This window comes from Pseudomonas sp. TWI628 (genome assembly GCF_039673865.1).
Classification (GTDB): Bacteria; Pseudomonadota; Gammaproteobacteria; order Pseudomonadales; family Pseudomonadaceae; genus Aquipseudomonas.
On the sequence record NZ_JBDJMM010000008.1, the window covers coordinates 170,919 to 188,718 of the forward strand.

A 17,800-nucleotide genomic window follows, 5' to 3' on the forward strand; every position below is an offset into this window, starting at 1 on the left:
CGAGCTGGCATTGCATCGCCCGTTTGTCACGCTTCTTTAATCTTCTGACTGGAGTCGTTCATGAGTACTGCACTGCCTTCGTTGGGATTCGCCGGGATTGGCCTGATGGGCTTGCCTATGTGCCGGCGCCTGTTGGCTGCGGGTTATTCGCTGACGGTGTGGAACCGCAGCCCGGACAAATGCGCCGCGTTGGTGGCCGCCGGTGCGCGCTTGGCGGCAAGCCCCGCCGAGCTGTGCCGTGACAGCGACATGGTGCTGCTGTGCCTGGCCGACACGGCGGTGGTGCGCGAGGTGGTGTTTGGCGAGCAAGGCATCGCCGAGGGCGGGCGCAGCGGGCAGTTGCTGGTGGATTTCTCCAGCCTGGAGCCGACCGCCACCCGGGAAATGGCTGCCGAGCTGGCTGCGCTGTGCGGCATGGCCTGGCTGGACGCCCCGGTTTCCGGTGGCACGCCAGGGGCCGAGGCCGGCACCTTGGCGATCATGGTGGGTGGCGAGGCTACGGACCTGCAGCGGGCGCGCCCGGTTCTGCAGGTGCTTGGCCAACGGGTGACGCACATGGGCGGTGTGGGGGCAGGGCAGGTGACCAAGGCCTGCAATCAGATGATCGTGGCCTGCAATGCCCTGGTGATTGCCGAAGTGGTGGCGTTGGCCGAACAGTCAGGCGTCGACGCTACCTTGATCGCCGAGGCCCTTGCCGGTGGCTTTGCCGACTCGAAGCCGCTGCAGATCCTCGCGCCGCAGATGGCCGAAAGCCGTTTCGAGCCGATCAAGTGGCATGTGCGCACCTTGCTCAAGGACCTGGACGGTGCCGTCAAGCTCTCCCGCGAGCAAGGCACGGCAACGCCGCTCAGTGGCCTTGCCGCGCAGTTGATGCGCTTGCACGGTAGCCAGGGGTATCTGCAAAAAGATCCGGCGACCCTGGTAGAGCTGTATCGCAACAAGGCTTGAACACGCTGTCCTGGCGCTCGAGCCGATCGAGCAGCGAGCGTAGTTCGCTCAGCGGCACCGGGCGACTGAGCAGGTAGCCCTGCAGGTAGTCGCAACCATTGCTGGCGAGGAATTCGTGCTGCTCGACGGTTTCTACGCCTTCGCTGACCACTTCCAGACGCAGGGTGTGGGCCATGGCGATGATGGCCTGGATGATCTCGCGATCTTTCAGGCCGCCGGGCACATCCTGCAAGAATGAGCGGTCGATCTTCAGCACGTCCAGCGGCAGGCGCTTGAGGTAGGCCAGCGACGAATAGCCGGTGCCGAAATCGTCGATCGACAGGCTGACACCCTGGCCGCGAATGCGTTTGAGCAGGCTGACGGTGTGCTCGATGTCACCCATCAGGGCATTTTCGGTGACCTCCAGTTCCAGGTGGCGAGGTGCCAGGCCTGCCTGGAACAGCGCTACTTCCACTTCGTTGGGCAGGTTTTCATGGCCCAGGGTCACCGCTGAACAATTGACCGTGACCTTGAGGCTGGTGAAACCATGTTGCTGAAGCCGGGCCAGGTCCTGGCAGGCATGGCGCAGCACCCACAGGTCGAGGTCGACGATCAGGCCGTTGGCTTCGGCAATGCCAATGAACCGGTCAGGCCCCATCAGCCCGTGCAGCGGGTGCTGCCAGCGCACCAGCGCCTCGAGCTTGGCCACCTGGCCGGTGCGCAGGTCGAAGATGGGTTGGTAATGCACGCACAAACCTCGTTCTTCGAGCAGGGCAATGCGCAGCTCTTCCTCCAGCTGCAAGGCCAGGCTGGCACGGCTTTTCAGGCTGCTGTTGAAAAAGTGCAGGCTGTTGCGCCCGCTGCCTTTGGATTGATAAAGGGCCAGGTCGGCATGCTTGAGCAGTTCTTCGGCGGTGAGGCCATCATCGGGGTAGATGCTGATGCCGATGCTGGTGGTCATGACCATGCGCCGGCCGCCCAGATCAATCGGGTCCTTCATCCGTTGCATGATGCGCTGGGCCAGGTGGCGCGCCTCGTCGCGGTTGTTGAGGCTGGTGACCACACAGAATTCGTCGCCGCCGAAGCGGGCGACCAGGTCGTGGCTGCGGGTGGCAGCCTTGATATGGTTGGCGATCACCTTGAGCAATTCGTCACCGGCATCGTGGCCGAGGCTGTCGTTGATCCGCTTGAAGTGGTCGATGTCGAGGAACATCACGGCCAGGCGGTGCTCGCCAGGATCCTGTTCGGCCAGGCGTTCGGCGAAGATCTGGTTGAAACCACGGCGGTTGACCAGGTTGGTCAGGGCGTCGTAATGGGCGGCCTGCTGCAGGGATTCGCGGGCCTGGTCCAACTGGCTGAGCAGCACACCGTAGCGGCGCAGGTCGTCTTCCTTGCTCTGCAGTTTCTTGTCGGCCAGGGCCGCGCTGATGCTGCTGCCGCTGATCAGCAAGGTGATGAAGGCTACGGTCAGCCCCAGCTGCAGGCTGTTGTCGGTAGAGGGCAGGCTCAGGGCGGTGGAGGTGGGGATGACCAGGGTCATGGCGGCCATGGCGGTGAAATGGGTGGCGACGATGCCACTGGCCATCAGCAGGCTGGCGCCATACTTCATGGTCTGGTGCAGGCGGCCGCTGCCATTGCGGAAGTAACGGGCCAGCAGCAAGGCAGCGAAGCTGGTGAGCAAGGCGATGGCGGCACTGCTCAGCAGCAGGGTGGTCTGGTAGTACTGCTGGGCACCGGTCTGCAGCGCGGCCATGCCGACGAAATGCATGAGGATGATGCCCAGGCCGATGAGCAAGGCGCTTTGCAGGTAGTGGTGCGCACGCATCTCGGTGCGGTCGAGGCTGGTCATTGCCAACCACGCCACCACCAGTGCGATCAGCAGTGACAAGCCGGTCAGCGACACGTCGTAGTGCATTTCCACTGGCGCCTGGAAGGCCAGCATGCTGATGAAGTGCATGGCCCAGATGCCGCCAGCCAGGCAACAGGCACCCAGCATGCGCCACTGCCGCTGAGCAGCGGGGTGTTCGCTGTGGGATTGGCGTTCGGCCATGTCGAGGGTGGCGAAGCAGGCAGCGCTGGCCACCGCAAAGGCGATCAGGATCAGCAGCGGTTCATGGCTGCAGTCGATGACGATGCGCCCGGTTACCGGCAGTTCGGTGAACAGTTGCAGCCCCAGCCATTCCATTGCTTGCCCTTTGCTCGAGTTTTCACTCGTCTCCGTTCAAGCGTTGTGGAGACTGTTCTGGGGCAGTATAGAAACAGCGGGTTAAACCTTCCTGAGTAATGGCACTTTGGCTGCAATGATTTGGTTCTGAAGGCGATAGCCAGCTGGCATAACGAACTGGGGGGCGCCTAGCGCCCCCCAGTCATGTGGCCAGTCGATCAGCCGGCGACCAGTACACGAATCGCTTCGAGGCGCAGCGCGGCCTTGTCGAGCATCGCCAGGCCTTGTTCACGTTGCTTGCGCAGCGCATCGATCTCGCTGTCACGCACGCTCGGGTTGACGGCCTGCAGTGCGGTCAGGCGTGCCAGCTCTTCATCGGCCTCGGCGACCAGGCGACGCTGGGCTTCGGCCACACGCTCGACGTGGACTGGCATGATCTTGGCCTCACCACCGCTGATGCGCTGGGCCAGCACGTCACGCTGGGCCTGGACGAACTTGTTGGCGCTGGCCCGTGGCACGCTTTCGAGTTGGTCGTTGAGGGTTTCGAACGCCACGCGCGAAGCCAGGTCGTTGCCGTTGGCATCGAGCAGGCAGCGCAGTGCCGCTGGCGGCAGGTAGCGACCCAGCTGCAGGCTGCGCGGCGCCACCACCTCGCTGACGAACAGCAGTTCGAGCAGCACGGTACCCGGCTTGAGTGCCTTGTTCTTGATCAGCGCAACGGCGGTATTGCCCATCGAACCGGACAGCACCAGGTCCATGCCGCCCTGCACCATCGGGTGTTCCCAGGTGAGGAACTGCATGTCTTCACGCGACAGGGCCTGGGCCCGGTCGTAGGTGATGGTCACGCCTTCGTCGTCGCCCAGCGGGAAGCTGGCGTCGAGCATCTTCTCGCTCGGTTTCAGGATCAGGGCGTTTTCCGAGTGGTCTTCGCTGTCGATGCCGAAGGCGTCGAACAGGGTTTCCATGTAGATCGGCAGGGCGAACTGGTCGTCTTGCTCAAGAATCGCCTCGACCAGCGCCTGGCCTTCACCGGCGCCACCGGAGTTGAGCTCCAGCAGGCGGTCACGGCCGCTGTGCAGCTCCGCCTCCAGGCGCTCGCGCTCGCCACGGGCTTCGCTGACCAGTGCGGTCCAGGCCTTGGCATCGCCACCTTCGAGCATTGGCAGCAGGCGTGGGCCGAACTGGTGCTGCAGGGCGTTGCCGGTCGGGCAGGTATTGAGGAAGGCGTTGAGGCCATCGTGGTACCACTGGAACAGGCGCTCCTGTGGGCTGTCCTGCAGGTACGGGATGTGCAGTTCGATGGTGTGCTTCTGGCCGATACGGTCGAGACGGCCGATGCGCTGTTCGAGCAGGTCCGGGTGGGCCGGCAGGTCGAACATCACCAGGTGATGGGCGAACTGGAAGTTGCGGCCTTCACTGCCGATCTCGGAGCAGATCAGCACCTGGGCGCCGAATTCCTCGTCGGCGAAGTAGGCCGCGGCGCGGTCGCGCTCGAGGATGCTCATGCCTTCGTGGAACACCGTGGCCGGGATGCCGGAACGCACGCGCAGGGCGTCTTCCAGGTCCATGGCGGTTTCGGCGTGGGCGCAGATCACCAGGACCTTGGTGCGCTTGAGCATCTTCAGCGTGTCGATCAGCCAGTCGACCCGTGGGTCGAAGCGCCACCAGCGTTCGTCATCGCTGACTTCACCCTGGGCCTGGAACGCCACTTCAGGGTACAGCTCGGCGTGTTCGCCGGCTGGCAGGTCCTGGTATTGCTCAGGGTTGGCCAGCGGATACGGGTGCAGCTGGCGCTCGGGGAAGCCCTGGACGGCCGCACGAGTGTTGCGGAACAGCACGCGGCCGGTGCCGTGGCGGTCGAGCAGTTCGCGGATCAGGCGGGCACTGGCCTGGGTATCGCCATCATTCACTGCAGCCAGCAGCGCTTCGCCTTCGGCGCCGAGGAAACCCTGAATGGTGGCATGGGCCTTGGGTGACAGGCGGCCTTCTTCAAGCAGCTCCTGCACGGCCTCGGCTACCGGGCGGTAGTTTTCACTCTCGGCGCGGAACGCCGCGAGGTCATGGAAGCGGTTGGGGTCGAGCAGGCGCAGACGGGCGAAGTGGCTGTCCTGGCCGAGTTGTTCGGGGGTCGCGGTCAGCAGCAGCACGCCCGGGATCACCTGGGCCAGTTGTTCGACCAGGCCGTATTCGGCGCTGGCCTGCTCTTCGTGCCACACCAGGTGGTGCGCTTCGTCGACCACCATCAGGTCCCAGCCGGCCGCGAACAGCGCGTCCTGGGCCTTTTCGTCATCGACCAGCCATTCCAGGGCGACCAGCGCCAGCTGGGCATCCTCGAACGGGTTGCTGGCGTCGCTTTCGATAAAGCGCTCGGCGTCGAACAGGGCGACCTGCAGGTTGAAGCGCCGGCGCATTTCCACCAGCCACTGGTGCTGGAGGTTTTCCGGGACCAGGATCAGCACGCGGCTGGCGCGGCCCGACAGCAGCTGGCGGTGAATCACCAGGCCGGCTTCGATGGTCTTGCCCAGGCCTACTTCGTCGGCCAGCAGTACGCGCGGGGCGCTGCGGTCGGCAACTTCGCGGGCGATGTGCAACTGGTGGGCGATCGGTTGCGCGCGGCAACCGCCCAGGCCCCACAGCGACGACTGCATCTGCTTGCTGGTGTGGTGCAGGGTGTTGTAACGCAGGCTGAACCACGACAGCGGGTCGATCTGCCCGGCGAACAGACGGTCGCTGGCCAGGCGGAACTGGATGAAGTTCGACAGCTGGGTTTCCGGCAGGGTGCGCGCCTGGTTCTGGGCATCCAGGCCGTGGTAGACCATCAGCCCGTCGATGTCCTCGACCTCGCGCACGGTCAGCTTCCAGCCTTCGAAGTGGGTGATCTGGTCACCCGGCGAGAAGCGCACGCGGGTCAGCGGCGCATTGCGCAGGGAATACTGGCGGGTGTCGCCAGTGGCCGGGTAGAGCACGGTCAACAGGCGGCCATCCTGTGCCAGGATGGTCCCCAGGCCAAGCTCCGCTTCACTGTCGCTGATCCAGCGTTGCCCCGGTTGATACTGCTGCGCCATACTGCCTGAACTCCCGCGATGAAAAGCCGGCTATGTTAACGGATAGGCCGGGCGGACCATAGACCAGAAGTCCATGAGTCTAGCTGTTTCATCGCAGATTACGTCTTGCTGACGAGGGCTTCGCACCGATATGCCGCTCAAGCACCGCTGGTTGCACACCTCCCTGGCCATGGGCAGCTTGCTGCTGCTGGCTGCCTGTGAACAGAAAAATTTTGAAACCCTGCCTGCGATCCCGGTCGAGCAGCTCGAAGTGCTGGGCGTGCAGACGCCGATCAAGAGTGTGCACTTCCGTGACCGAGACGGCGAGGGGCTGCTGGTGCTCAGCCGCAACGATGGCCAGGCGGTCGATGCCGAGTCCGAGCAGGAGGTCGACAAGGTGGTGCTCAAGGCCACCCTGTACGGCCGCACCGCCGAGCGCGACGCGTTCAAGCCGCGCTGGCAGATCGAACAGGAAACCACCTGCCCGGGGCTGGACCTGGATGTCGACTTCTATACCGATGTCAGTGACGTCAGTGACCTGAACAAGGACGGTGTCGCCGAAGTGACCGTGGCCAGCCATGCCTTCTGCGGTGGCGGCATCGATCCGCACGACATCGCCATCGAAATGCGCGAGGGGCAGAACGCCTACACCATCACCGGCCAGTCGCTGATCACCCCGGCAGGTGAAGAACCGGTTGGCGGCGAGCGTGAAGACAGCGCTTCGTTGAAGAACGCCCCACAGGTGCTGCGAGAGCACATGGATTCGGTCTGGCAGCAGGTCTACAAGCGGCCCTGGAGCGAAGCCAGCCCGCCAGCCGACGACGACGACCCTGAGGAAGAAGCCGAGTAACGGCTGTCTATACTGGCATGGCGCGGCCGTGAGTGGCCGCACATCCTCACTTTCGCCGCTCAAGCTGGCTAACGGATGGCCGATACAGTGGGCATAGGAGAATTTCCATGCTGCCGCCGATCATCCCGCTCAGTGCTGCCCCGGTGACTTCGCAACTGGACCCGGTAAAACAGACGCCCGACATCAAGCCGGTGGTGCCGGTGCAGCCTTCGTCCAATGAAAGCGCCATCGACCTGAAGCAGCAGCGCGACCCGCAGGAGCAAGTCCTGTTGCTGCGCGAAGAGCAGCGTCGCCAGCAGCGGCGCAACAACAAGGGCGAAGCGGAGCTGTACAGCGCCTTGCCGGGGGACGAAGTAAACGCCGACAACACCGTGCCGGTGGCGCCGCTGATGGGTGAGAACCCACGCCAGGGCCTGCTGGTCGACATCGAAGTCTGACGCGGGGCTGGTCACGGCCAGCGCCTGGCTTCATGATGCAAGTCTCTGTAGATCGTCGAGCCCACCCATGAGCCAAGACAACCTCATCGACTTCGATGCCGAGCGCGCCAAGCGCATCCATGACCTCAAGGAAAAACGCCTGAACGAAGTGCGCCAGGCGTTCGAGCAGGCCATGCCGCTTGCCACCGCGAAGAAGAAGAAGCCCAAGGGCAAGCCCAAGAAGCGCTGAAACTTGACGCAGGTCAACCCTGCACCCGCCTCGCGTGCCCGGTCCCGGGCAGCATTGACCCTGATCAATTTTCCCCGCCCCCGTATTCGTTACCTTGCATCCATCGGACAACGGCAAACGAATCGGGAGGCCAGCATGTTCTTCGACAATGTGGTTATCGCGGGCGTGGTAACGGTCGGGTTGATGTTTGCATTCTTTGCCGGTCTGGGCATTTTCATCTGGAAGGACTCGCAAAAGCGCAAGCCGCGCTGACCTTTCGGATTCACGAGCACGCAAGGCATTTAGGGCGACTTCGGTCGCCCATTTTTTTGCCTGCGTTTTTTGTCGACAAAGATGATTAGCTAGCTAATTAATCGTCTTGGCAGTATCCTTCGCGCTGTTGTCTATCGTTTATCCAAACATCCCCCGCAAGGTCCGTTTCGTGCCCATCACCTTCCAGGCCCTGTTTGCACCCAGCAGCCTCGCCATCAAGTTCGCCATCAAGACCCTGCTGGGTGGGGGCCTGGCACTGTGGTTGGCCATGCGTTGGGGGCTGGAGCAACCGTCCTGGGCATTGATGACCGCATTCATCGTCGCCCAGCCGTTGTCGGGGATGGTGGTGCAAAAGGGCCTGGCGCGCCTGGCCGGCACCTTTGTCGGCACGCTCATGTCGGTGGTGTTCATCGGCCTGTTCGCCCAGACGCCATGGCTGTTCCTGATCACCCTGGCGCTGTGGCTGGCCTTGTGTACGGCGGCTTCCACGCAATTGCGCAGTGCCTGGGCCTATTCGTTCGTACTGGCCGGCTACACCGCAGCGATCATCGCCTTGCCTGCCATCAATCATCCCTTGCAGGTGTTCGACCAGGCGGTGGCGCGTTGCACCGAAATCTGCCTGGGGATTTTCTGCGCCACTGCCAGCAGTGCCCTGATCTGGCCGATGCGGGTCGAGCAGCAGCTCGCCGGGCAGGCCCGTCAGGCCTGGCAAAACGGCTTGCAGGCGGCAAGCGCCATGCTCGGCGGCGAGGATGAAGCACGCAAAGGGTTACTGGACAGCCTCGGCCGCATTGTCGCCATCGATACCCAGCGCGAGCACGCCTGGTTCGAGGGCCCGCGCGGGCGGCTGCGGGCCAAGGCCATTCGCGGCCTGAGCCAGAAGCTCATGGTATTGCTGCGCATTTCACGTTCGGTACGCCGACAGTGGCGGCAACTGGACGAGCACGAAGCCGGGCGCCTCGGTCCTTGGCTTGAAGAGCTGCGTGCCCTGCTGGTCAGCCCCGATCAGCCGAGCCTGCTGGTGTTGCGCCAGCGTATCTGGGACGCCGCGCATGATGAGCAGATCAGCTCTGCCGAGCACTTCTGCCTGGCACGCATGGCCTTGCTGCTGGACTTCGCCATGGCCGCCACCCAGGCCCTGGACGATGTCGAGGCGGGCAGGGCGCCGAAGGATGTTGCCCAGGGCCTGGCGGTGCACCGCGACTGGTCGCTGGCCTTGTTGTTCGGTTCACGCAGTGCCTTGGCCTTCCTGGTGATGAGCAGCTTCTGGCTGGCCACTGCCTGGCCGTCGGCGCCTGGCGGCCTGGTGCTGACCTGCGTGGTCTGCAGCCTGTTCGCCAGCCGCGAGAACGGCGCGCAGATCGGCCTGAGCTTCTTGCGCGGCATCTTCCTGGCGATCCCGGCCGCCTTCCTGGTCGGGCAGATCATCCTGCCGCAGTGGAGCAGCTTCGCCATGCTCTGCCTGGGCATGGGCGTGCCGCTGTTCTTCGGGGCGCTGGGCATGGCCCATCCGCGTACTGGCGCCACCGCCACCTCTTATTGCCTGCACTTCATCGTGCTGGTTTCACCGCTCAATGCCATGACGTTCGGTGTGGCGACCATGCTTAACAGCGCCCTGGCCATGTTGGTGGGCGTGGGCGCTGCGGTGCTTGCGTTCCGTCTGTTGGTGTTCCGTCACCCGGCCTGGCTTGGCCGGCGCCTGCGCGCGGCGACCCAGAGTGACCTGGTGCGCCTGACCCGGCGCGATCTGCGCGGTGCCGACAGCTGGTTTGGCGGGCGCATGGCCGACCGCCTGATGCAGTTGGCCCGGCATGCCAGCGAGTTGCCGGCCACCGAACGCAAGCGCTGGGATGATGGCCTGCATGGGCTGGATATCGGTGACGAGCTGGTGCACTTGCGCATGTGCCTGGCGGTGGCCCAGGTGCCATTGGCCGGCGCCGAGCGCGAATACCTGCAGCAGGTCGAGGCAGTGCTGGCCAAAGGCCCGGCGGCTGACCGCGGGCAGCGCCTGGATGCGGCCAGCGAGCAGTTCATCGCGGCTTTGCAGCGGGCGCCGGCCAGTGACCCGTTGCGCCTTGCCCAAGGCGCTGTGCTGCAGTTGCAGAAAAGCTGGGGGAAATGGTGCCGTTCGCAGGAGGATGCCCATGGGCTTGCGTGAGTGGGAGCTGGGCGGTGTGCTGTTCAGCCCGTTCCTGATTTATGTGCTGATGGCGCTGGCGCTGACCGGCGTGCTGCGCCTGGTGGTACAGGCCACGCCGCTGGGGCGCTGGATCTGGCATGAAGCGCTGTTCGACACGGCGTTGTTCGTTTGTGTGCTGTTCCTGGTAGTTCGCCTGCTGGGGCCTTTGTAAGGAGTGATTCAATGCGTGCTGTCGTCCGTACCCTGGTGACCTTGTGCGTGGTCGCCGTTGCCGTTCTGGCCGGCTTCAAGCTCTGGCAGTACTACATGCTCACGCCTTGGACGCGTGATGCCCGGGTGCGCGCCGATGTGGTGGTGATCGCCCCGGACGTGTCTGGCTGGGTGCGTGAGCTCAAGGTGCAGGATAACCAGCAGGTCAAGGCTGGCGACCTGCTGATGAGCATCGATCGCGAGCGTTTCCAGGCGGCATTCGAACAGGCCAGCGCGGTGGCTGAAACCCGCGCCCAGCAGCTCCACCTGCGTGAGCGTGAAGCGGCGCGGCGCACGGCATTGGGCCCGGAGGCGATCAGTGCCGAACTGCGCGAAAACGCCCAGATCAATGCCGCCGTTGCCCGGGGTGAACTGCATGAAGCCGAAGCGCAGTTGCAAGTGGCCAGGATCAACCTGGCACGCAGCGAAGTGCGGGCACCGCGTAGCGGGCACATCACCAACCTGCGCCTGGCCCAGGGCAACTATGTGAATACCGGTGAATCGGTGATGGCCCTGGTGGATGATTCGACGTTCTACATCCAGGCCTATTTCGAAGAGACCAAACTGCCACGCATTCGGGTTGGCGATGAGGTGAAGGTCTGGCTGATGGGCGCAGGCGATGCGATGCAGGGCCATGTGGAAAGCATCAGCCGTGGCATCACCGACAGCAACAGCAACCCGGACAGTCAGCTGCTGCCAGTGGTGGAACCGACCTTCAACTGGGTGCGGCTGGCGCAACGGATTCCGGTGCGGATCAGGCTGGAGCAGATTCCCGAGGGCGTGCACCTGAGTGCGGGGATGACTGCCAGTGTGCAGGTGCATGAGCATCAGGCGCAACAGTGATGGCCATAGGGCCGGGCGGCTGCTGGCGTCGCAACTCGACCCGATGCCAGACGGCGAAAACCTTGGCACAACGATGAGCACATGCGCTAGGCTGCCCACTGCGCGTCGCCCAACAGAGGCGGCCGTTACCTGCCTGGCGTGCGTCACTTCCGTTCATTTGCGAGGTTACGTCATGGCCATCACTTCCCAGGACATCTGCAGCGCTGCCGACCAGCTCAATGGCTTTGTCGGTTTTCATGGCAAGCGCGGCGTCCATATCGTGCGGTTTTCCGAGGACGCGTTCGGCATGGACGTGGCGGATGACAGCATCACCCCCTGCAGCGAATTCGTCTGGCGGCCGCAACAAGGCGCACGCATGGCGCTGTGCCGGGAACGGCTGGCACTGTTGCTGGAGCAGCATGTGGACGACCGGCTGAACATTGGCGAGCCGTTGCGTATCTACCTGCGGCGCAGTGACCTGCCGGAAATCGTAGCTGAACGTTCGCTGCGCTGAGCCGCGGTTCAAGAAGCGCCTGCGGCGCCCCCAGGTTTCTGTTGCAACAATTGCTCGAAGCCGGCCTTGTCCAACGGTCGGCTCAGGTAGTAACCCTGCACTTCATGGCAGCGGTCTTTCTGCAGCGCCCGTAATTGCTGTTCGGTTTCCACGCCCTCGGCGGTTACCGTCAGCCCCATCGCCTCACCCAGGCTGATGATCGCCTGCACCACGGCGCGGTCGCTGCCAGTGCTATTGGCCAGCCCGGCGATGAAGCGCTTGTCGATCTTGATGCTGTCGAACGGGTAGGTCCGCAGGTAACCCAGCGAGGAATAGCCTGTGCCGAAATCATCCATGTTCAGCCGCACGCCCAGCTCCTTGAGCGCGAGCATGGTGCCCAGGGCGCCTTCGATGTCGTTGAGCATCACGTTCTCGGTAATCTCCAGCTCCAGCCGCTGGGCAGGGAAGCCGGTTTGCAGCAGGGTTTCGCGCATGTCGGCCACCACGTCACTGCGCATGAACTGCGCCGGTGACAGGTTCACCGAAACCAGCAGGTGGTCCGGCCAGTCGCGGGCCGCGCGACAGGCTTCGCTCAGCACCCAGCGGCCAAGGGTGACGATCAGTCCGCTTTGCTCGGCCAGCGGGATGAAGGTATCGGGTGCGAGCAGGCCTTCTTGCGGGTGCTGCCAGCGCAGCAAGGCTTCGACCGAGACGATGCGCAAATCGCTCAGGCGATAGCGTGGCTGGTAATGAAGGACGAACTCGTTGTTCTTCAGGGCGCGGCGCAGATCGTTTTCCAGCTGGCGGCGGTACTGGATCTGCTGGTTCATCGCCGCAGCGAAGTAGCGCCAGGTGCCCTTGCCATCGACCTTGGCCTGATACAGGGCGATATCGGCGCAGCGGATCAGCTCGCCGGCATCGAAACCCTGGCTGTGCGTCTGGGCGATGCCGATGCTGACACCGATGTGCAGTTGCTGGTTTTCAAAGGCAATGGGTTGCTGCAGCAGTTCGACCAACCGCCGGCACAGGCGGTCGACTTCACTGTGGCTATCCATGCCTTCCAGTACCAGGACGAATTCATCACCGCCCAGGCGTGCCACCAGGTCGACGTCGCGGGTGGTGTCGCGCAGGCGTGCGGCCACTTCCTGCAGCACGGCATCACCCGCCGTATGGCCGAGGGAGTCGTTGATCGGCTTGAAGTTGTCGAGGTCGAGCAGCAGCAAGGTCAGCGGCGGTGACTCGCTGCCATACAACAGGGCCTGTTCCAGGTGCCTGGCCAGCTTGTTGCGATTGGCAAGGCCGGTCAGTGGGTCGTGCATCGACAGGTGCTGGATGCGCGCATGGGCCTCGACTTCGTCGGTGATATCGCTGGCCGTACCGCGAAAGCCGACGGGCTTGCCATCCAGCCGGATTGCCCGTGCCGATATGCGGCAATAGCGGCTCAGGCCGTTGTGGTCGCGGTAGGCGCAACGCAGGTTGGCCGGTTGTTCCGAATCGGCCTCGATCTGCCCATCGAGCCAGGCTGACAACGGCGTGGTTTCACAGCTGAGCAGTTGATTGAGCGGTTGGCCAAGCCAGGCCTCGACCGGGTCGCCGGTAACCCTGACGAAGCGCTGGGAGAGGTAGGTGAGCCGCTGCTGCCGGTCAGTTTCCCAGATCCAATCGGAGGCGGCCTCGGCCACTGCGCGAAAACGCTGCTCACTGGCTTCCAGGGCCTGATTGCTCTTCTGCAGGCGCTGCAGGCTGAGATCGATGGCGCGGGAGCTGCGCAACGCAAGGCGAAACAGGTAAAGCATCACCAGGCCCAGTATCAGCAGCGCGCAGAGCAAGGGCGGCAACACCGCCCAGAGCAGCTGCCGCCCGGGCATCGGGCTGATCCAGGCCAGGCGATAACCGGTGTCGCCCAAGGCGATGTGCTGGTGACCGCGCTCGTGCTCCTCGTTCTTCTCTACATGCATGTGCGCAAGGCCAGCACCTTCGCCCAGGTGCGCGAGCTTGGCCTCGGTGAGTTGGTCGACGAACAGCATCACCGGGGCCTGGCTCACGTCTGCTGCGCTGACGTCCTTGTCCGGGCGCACGGCGGCGGCGCTGAGTACCGCCGGCCAGTTGTTGAACAGGACGAAACGGGTGATCTGCTCGCGGGCGCTGGCGGCTGCGCGTGCAGCCTCGATGATTTCCGCCAGGGGCGCATCGATGAAACTGCCCGCAACTGCTTCGGTAGGCGCACCTTTGAACAGTGCATAGGTGGTGCGCTGGTCATCGACCACAAACACCCCTTCGTAGCCGCTGGCACTGTACAGCGATTCACCAACGTTCTTCTCTTTATAGGCCCACTGCCAGTCGACCTTGCCTGCCAGGTGCTCGAAGGCGGCGTCCCACACCGCGTAGCTGGACAGAAACTGCCGGGAGGCCAGCAGGCGTTGCTCCAGCGCCTGGGTGGCATGGAAGGCGCTGCGTTGTTTCTCCTGCTGGTCGAGGGTGGCCGCGATGTTGAACAGTGCGCCCAGGGTGACCAGGCAGGCGAGGCCGAAGACCACGCAGAAAACACCGATCAGGCGACGGACCTGAAGGCGAGGGAGAGGGCTGGCGGTCCTGGCCATGCGCAAACGACTCCTTGATGACTGCAACGCCCTGCCGAGCAATCAGCAAGGTGGTTCAGTCAGGATAGGCCAGCCTGAGCGGGGTGGCCTCGCCTTGGGCGAAATTGACCTGATCGCGGCCGCGGCGCTTGGCGCTGTACAGCGCCTTGTCGGCCTGTTCCAGCCAGTGCTCGGGGGACTGCAGGCCGGCGTGGAAAGCCGCCAGGCCGATGCTCAGGCTGATGCGCAGGTGCGGCAGCTGTGGGTTGCGGTAGCCCGCGACCTGCTCGCGCAGACGCTCCATGGCCTGGCAGGCCTGGGCCTCGCTGGTGGCGGGCAGGATCACGCAGAACTCATCGCCGCCATAGCGCCCGGCCTGGTCGGATTCGCGCAGGTTGCGCTTGAGCTCCTCGCTCATCTGGCGCAGCACGCAATCGCCGACCACATGGCCGAAGGTGTCGTTGATGGCCTTGAAGTGATCGATGTCGATCAGCGCGATCACGGCGGATGACTGTTGTTGCCGGCAGGCCTGGAACCTGAGCAGCAGCAGGTCTTTCCAGGCACCGTGGTTGAGCAGGCCGGTCAGGCTGTCGGTCAGGCTCAGGGCGCTCAGGCGACGCTTGTGCTCGCCCAGTTTGATCGCCAGGCGGTAGCAGACCCAGCCCAGTGCCAACGGGTACAGGGTCAACATGGGCAGGCATGCGTAGATCTGCAGCGCCGTGGCGTTCAGCTGCAGCCCGGTGCCCAGCAATGCGCTGGCCAGCAGCATGCCGGCCAGCTGAGCCATTACCCCGCGAACGATCAGGCGCTTGCCGCCCGCGGCCACGTTGTTCATGGTCATCATCGACAGCACGGTCACGGTCGGCAGCGGGTTGAAGTGCATGGCTGCGGTCCAGAAGCCGCCCAGCAGCGAGTCCAGCAGTATGTTGCGCTCTTCCGCCTGATAAGGGGCCGCCGAACGCGATGCCCACTGATAGGCGACATGTGGCCAGAGCAGGCCATTGAACAGCAGCAGCGCCCAGACCCAGCCTGGCGGCGATAGCGGTGCCACGGCAGCGGCTACGCTGAACAGGCCGATCCCCAGGCCGATGACACGCGGCAGGTAGATGCGCTTGACGAAAGAAAGTCCCTTGCCGCTGCGATTGTCCATCATGGTCGTTGTTCTTCTGCTGGGGGTGCCGTTTATCGCATAACTCACGTGAATATTGTTGAACAGTGTTTCATCGACGAAAAATGACCTTACAAGCCAATTCACGGTTGATGTGATCCCAGTGGGGTAACATGAAGCCTTTCCTCTTGCTTGGAGTGTTGCTGCTCATGGCTCCCATGGCTAATCCTGGCGACCGATCGGCGCCACAGCGGGACGGACGTTTTCACAACCAGGCCAGCCTGCCTCAGGATGGCGTGCTTAAGAAGCTGCGCATCGGCCTCAAGTACCTGCTGCTGCGCAAGCCGCCGCAAACCCGGCCGGCAGCAGCGATCAACGTGCAGCCCATGACCCGCGAGCAGGTACTCGATGCACCGGACCACAGCCTCTGGCGCCTGGGCCATTCCACGCTATTGCTCAAACTGCGCGGTCGCTACTTCATTACCGACCCGGTTTTCGCCGAGCGCGCCTCGCCGGTGCAATGGGCCGGGCCGCAGCGCTTTCATGCGCCACCGCTGGGGCTGGATGAGTTGCCGCCGCTGACGGCGGTGATTTTGTCCCACGACCATTTCGACCACCTCGATGAGCAGGCGATACGCCGGCTGGCCCCGCGTGCCGAGCGCTTTCTGGCCCCGCTCGGGGTGGGTGACCTGCTGGTCGAGTGGGGAGTGCCTGCTGCAAAGGTGACGCAACTGGACTGGTGGCAGGAAACCGAAGTCGAGGGTGTGCGTTTCGTCGCCACCCCCGCGCAGCACTTCTCCGGGCGTGGCCTGTTCGACAGCAACCGCACCTTGTGGGCCTCCTGGGTACTGATAGATGACCAGACGCGGGTGTTCTTCAGCGGTGATACCGGTTACTTCACCGGCTTTGCTGAAATCGGCGAGCGCTACGGGCCGTTCGACCTGACATTGATCGAGACCGGTGCCTACAACGTGGCCTGGCCCAACGTACACATGCAGCCGGAGCAAAGCCTGCAGGCACATCTGGATTTGCGAGGGCGCTGGATGCTACCGATCCATAACGGCACCTTCGATCTTTCTATCCACGGCTGGCAGGAGCCGTTCGAACGCATTGTCGCCCTGGCTGGGGCGGCCCAGGTGCGGCTGAGTACGCCACAGATGGGCGAGCGGGTGAGCATCGACTCACCCCACGAAGGGCAGAACTGGTGGCAGCCGCACCCGGCGCCTCAGCGGGGCAGGGCGGTCGAACGAGCATTGGCGGCGGACTGAGTTCAGTCCTGGCCTGGCTGACGCTCTTCGTTCTTTAATAGGTGCGATGGCGGCTTGCCGCTGTCGCTGCGTACCTGAGCATGGCTGATCAGGGCGAAGATGCAGCTGCCGCCGATGATATTGCCCGTCAGGGTCGGCAAGGCGAACTCCAGCCAGAAGCTGCGCCAGGTTTCGTCGCCGGCCCACACCAGGTAGGAAACTTCCACCGAGCCGACGACGATGTGGGTGAAGTCACCCAGTGCCATCAGGTAGGTAATCATCAGGATGATCCAGATCTTGGCGTGCTCCATGGACGGGATCATCCAGACCATGGTGGCGATCATCCAGCCCGATACGATGCCTTTGGCGAACATCTGACTGATGTCGTTCTTCATGACCTTGCGCCCGATCTCGAGGAAGGCCACATCGGTCTTGCTGTCGAAGATCGGCAGTTCGAGCATTACCCAGGCCACCAGCAAGGTGCCTGCCAGGTTGCCGAGCAGCACCACGCTCCACAGCCGCAGCAAGCGCCCGAGGTTGGCCAGGGTTGGTGTGGTCATGACGGGCAGCACGGCGGTGAGGGTGTTTTCGGTAAACAATTGCTGGCGTGCCAGGATCACCGCAAGAAAGCCGGCGCTGTAGCCGATGCTGGCGATGACCTGGGCGCTTTCACCTTCAGGCAACCGGGCATAGAACAGCCCCATGGCCATCAGTGACAGGCCCATGCTCAGGCCGGCGGCGAGGGCGGACCACCAGAGCGCCGCCAGCGTACGCTCCAGTTCCTGGTCGCCCTGGTAACGAATGATCTCGTGCAATACTGCTGCCCGCGGCGGCTGGTTATGGCTGACTTCCATCTCTTCGTCCGCCGACAGGCCGGGGGTTTTTTCGCTCTGCGCATCGCTCATGGCCGTTATGCTCCACGGGGTGGTTCTCTACAGAGCAGCGCTTGATGCATTTAGTTGCCAGGTGGCCGCAGATGAATATCGAAAGTTTTTTCAGATCAAGGTGTTGACTCTGATTTCAAAGCGCGTATTATTCGCCTCCTCGCAGCGTTGAACGCAACGAGGCAAGCGGTAAGTTGTTGAAGTTGAACGCTTTTGAAAGAAAGCAGCTTCGAAAAAACTTCAAAATAAACGCTTGACAGCAAATGAGGAAAGCGTAGAATGCGCGCCTCGGTTGAGACGAAAAGCTCTTAACCAAACGCTCTTTAACAAATCGAATCAAGCAATTCGTGTGGGTGCTTGTGAGTACGGACTGAT

15 protein-coding genes are annotated in these 17,800 nt (G+C 63.4%); 10 read left to right on the forward strand and 5 right to left on the reverse strand.

Annotation, left to right across the window (positions count from 1 at the left end; genetic code table 11):
* The first annotated feature begins 60 nt into the window (after positions 1 to 60).
* On the forward strand, positions 61 to 948 hold the full coding sequence (locus ABE528_RS08650) for an NAD(P)-dependent oxidoreductase (RefSeq protein ID WP_152954412.1): 888 nt from the start codon (positions 61 to 63) through the stop codon (positions 946 to 948).
* Here the strand turns inward: ABE528_RS08650 and ABE528_RS08655 are convergent.
* Both ABE528_RS08655 and rapA read right to left on the reverse strand, forming a co-directional pair.
* On the reverse strand, positions 848 to 3,112 hold the full coding sequence (locus ABE528_RS08655; RefSeq protein WP_346652679.1) for a bifunctional diguanylate cyclase/phosphodiesterase: 2,265 nt from the start codon (positions 3,110 to 3,112) through the stop codon (positions 848 to 850). The genes ABE528_RS08650 and ABE528_RS08655 overlap by 101 nt on opposite strands.
* 197 nt (positions 3,113 to 3,309) lie before the next feature.
* Positions 3,310 to 6,156, reverse strand: a complete 2,847-nt coding sequence (rapA, locus tag ABE528_RS08660) for an RNA polymerase-associated protein RapA (protein WP_346652680.1) — start codon at positions 6,154 to 6,156, stop codon at positions 3,310 to 3,312.
* Between the two features lie 130 nt (positions 6,157 to 6,286).
* Here rapA and ABE528_RS08665 point away from each other — a divergent pair, with 130 nt between their 5' ends.
* The 8 genes from ABE528_RS08665 to ABE528_RS08700 all read left to right on the forward strand — a co-directional run bounded on the left by ABE528_RS08665 (position 6,287) and on the right by ABE528_RS08700 (position 11,628).
* Complete coding sequence (locus ABE528_RS08665) at positions 6,287 to 6,985, forward strand: hypothetical protein (protein ID WP_152954405.1); 699 nt, start codon at positions 6,287 to 6,289, stop codon at positions 6,983 to 6,985.
* Positions 6,986 to 7,092: 107 nt separating this feature from the next.
* A complete protein-coding gene (locus tag ABE528_RS08670; RefSeq protein WP_152954403.1) occupies positions 7,093 to 7,422 on the forward strand; it encodes an aspartate-semialdehyde dehydrogenase in 330 nt (109 codons plus the stop codon).
* A 67-nt stretch (positions 7,423 to 7,489) separates the two neighbouring features.
* Positions 7,490 to 7,651: a hypothetical protein gene (locus ABE528_RS08675; protein WP_165837386.1), complete on the forward strand. Its 162-nt coding sequence runs from the start codon at positions 7,490 to 7,492 to the stop codon at positions 7,649 to 7,651.
* Between the two features lie 135 nt (positions 7,652 to 7,786).
* Positions 7,787 to 7,903 (forward strand): cytochrome c oxidase subunit CcoM, encoded by a 117-nt coding sequence (gene ccoM / locus ABE528_RS08680; RefSeq protein ID WP_275898203.1) that lies wholly within the window; start codon positions 7,787 to 7,789, stop codon positions 7,901 to 7,903.
* A 169-nt stretch (positions 7,904 to 8,072) separates the two neighbouring features.
* Positions 8,073 to 10,061, forward strand: coding sequence for an FUSC family protein (locus ABE528_RS08685; RefSeq protein ID WP_346652681.1), 1,989 nt, complete (start codon positions 8,073 to 8,075; stop codon positions 10,059 to 10,061).
* Entirely contained in the window at positions 10,048 to 10,254 is a 207-nt protein-coding gene (locus tag ABE528_RS08690) for a DUF1656 domain-containing protein (RefSeq protein WP_152954401.1), read from the forward strand. The genes ABE528_RS08685 and ABE528_RS08690 overlap by 14 nt, the downstream gene beginning before the upstream one ends.
* An 11-nt stretch (positions 10,255 to 10,265) precedes the next feature.
* The gene (locus ABE528_RS08695) at positions 10,266 to 11,135 is read left to right on the forward strand and encodes an HlyD family secretion protein (RefSeq protein WP_152954400.1); all 870 of its coding nucleotides are present in this window, start codon (positions 10,266 to 10,268) and stop codon (positions 11,133 to 11,135) included.
* A gap of 172 nt (positions 11,136 to 11,307) precedes the next feature.
* Positions 11,308 to 11,628 (forward strand): DUF2025 family protein, encoded by a 321-nt coding sequence (locus ABE528_RS08700; RefSeq protein WP_152954398.1) that lies wholly within the window; start codon positions 11,308 to 11,310, stop codon positions 11,626 to 11,628.
* Positions 11,629 to 11,636: 8 nt separating this feature from the next.
* Here ABE528_RS08700 and ABE528_RS08705 read toward each other — a convergent pair whose 3' ends face one another.
* Complete coding sequence (locus ABE528_RS08705; protein ID WP_346652682.1) at positions 11,637 to 14,207, reverse strand: EAL domain-containing protein; 2,571 nt, start codon at positions 14,205 to 14,207, stop codon at positions 11,637 to 11,639.
* Positions 14,208 to 14,262: 55 nt separating this feature from the next.
* A complete protein-coding gene (locus ABE528_RS08710) occupies positions 14,263 to 15,336 on the reverse strand; it encodes a diguanylate cyclase (RefSeq protein WP_346652686.1) in 1,074 nt (357 codons plus the stop codon).
* A 131-nt stretch (positions 15,337 to 15,467) separates the two neighbouring features.
* On the opposite strand from ABE528_RS08710, the gene ABE528_RS08715 reads away from it, so the two are divergent.
* Positions 15,468 to 16,562, forward strand: a complete 1,095-nt coding sequence (locus ABE528_RS08715; protein WP_346652683.1) for an MBL fold metallo-hydrolase — start codon at positions 15,468 to 15,470, stop codon at positions 16,560 to 16,562.
* A gap of 2 nt (positions 16,563 to 16,564) precedes the next feature.
* On the opposite strand, the gene ABE528_RS08720 is transcribed toward ABE528_RS08715, so the two are convergent.
* Positions 16,565 to 17,446, reverse strand: a complete 882-nt coding sequence (locus tag ABE528_RS08720; RefSeq protein WP_346652684.1) for a formate/nitrite transporter family protein — start codon at positions 17,444 to 17,446, stop codon at positions 16,565 to 16,567.
* Positions 17,447 to 17,800: the final 354 nt, after the last annotated feature.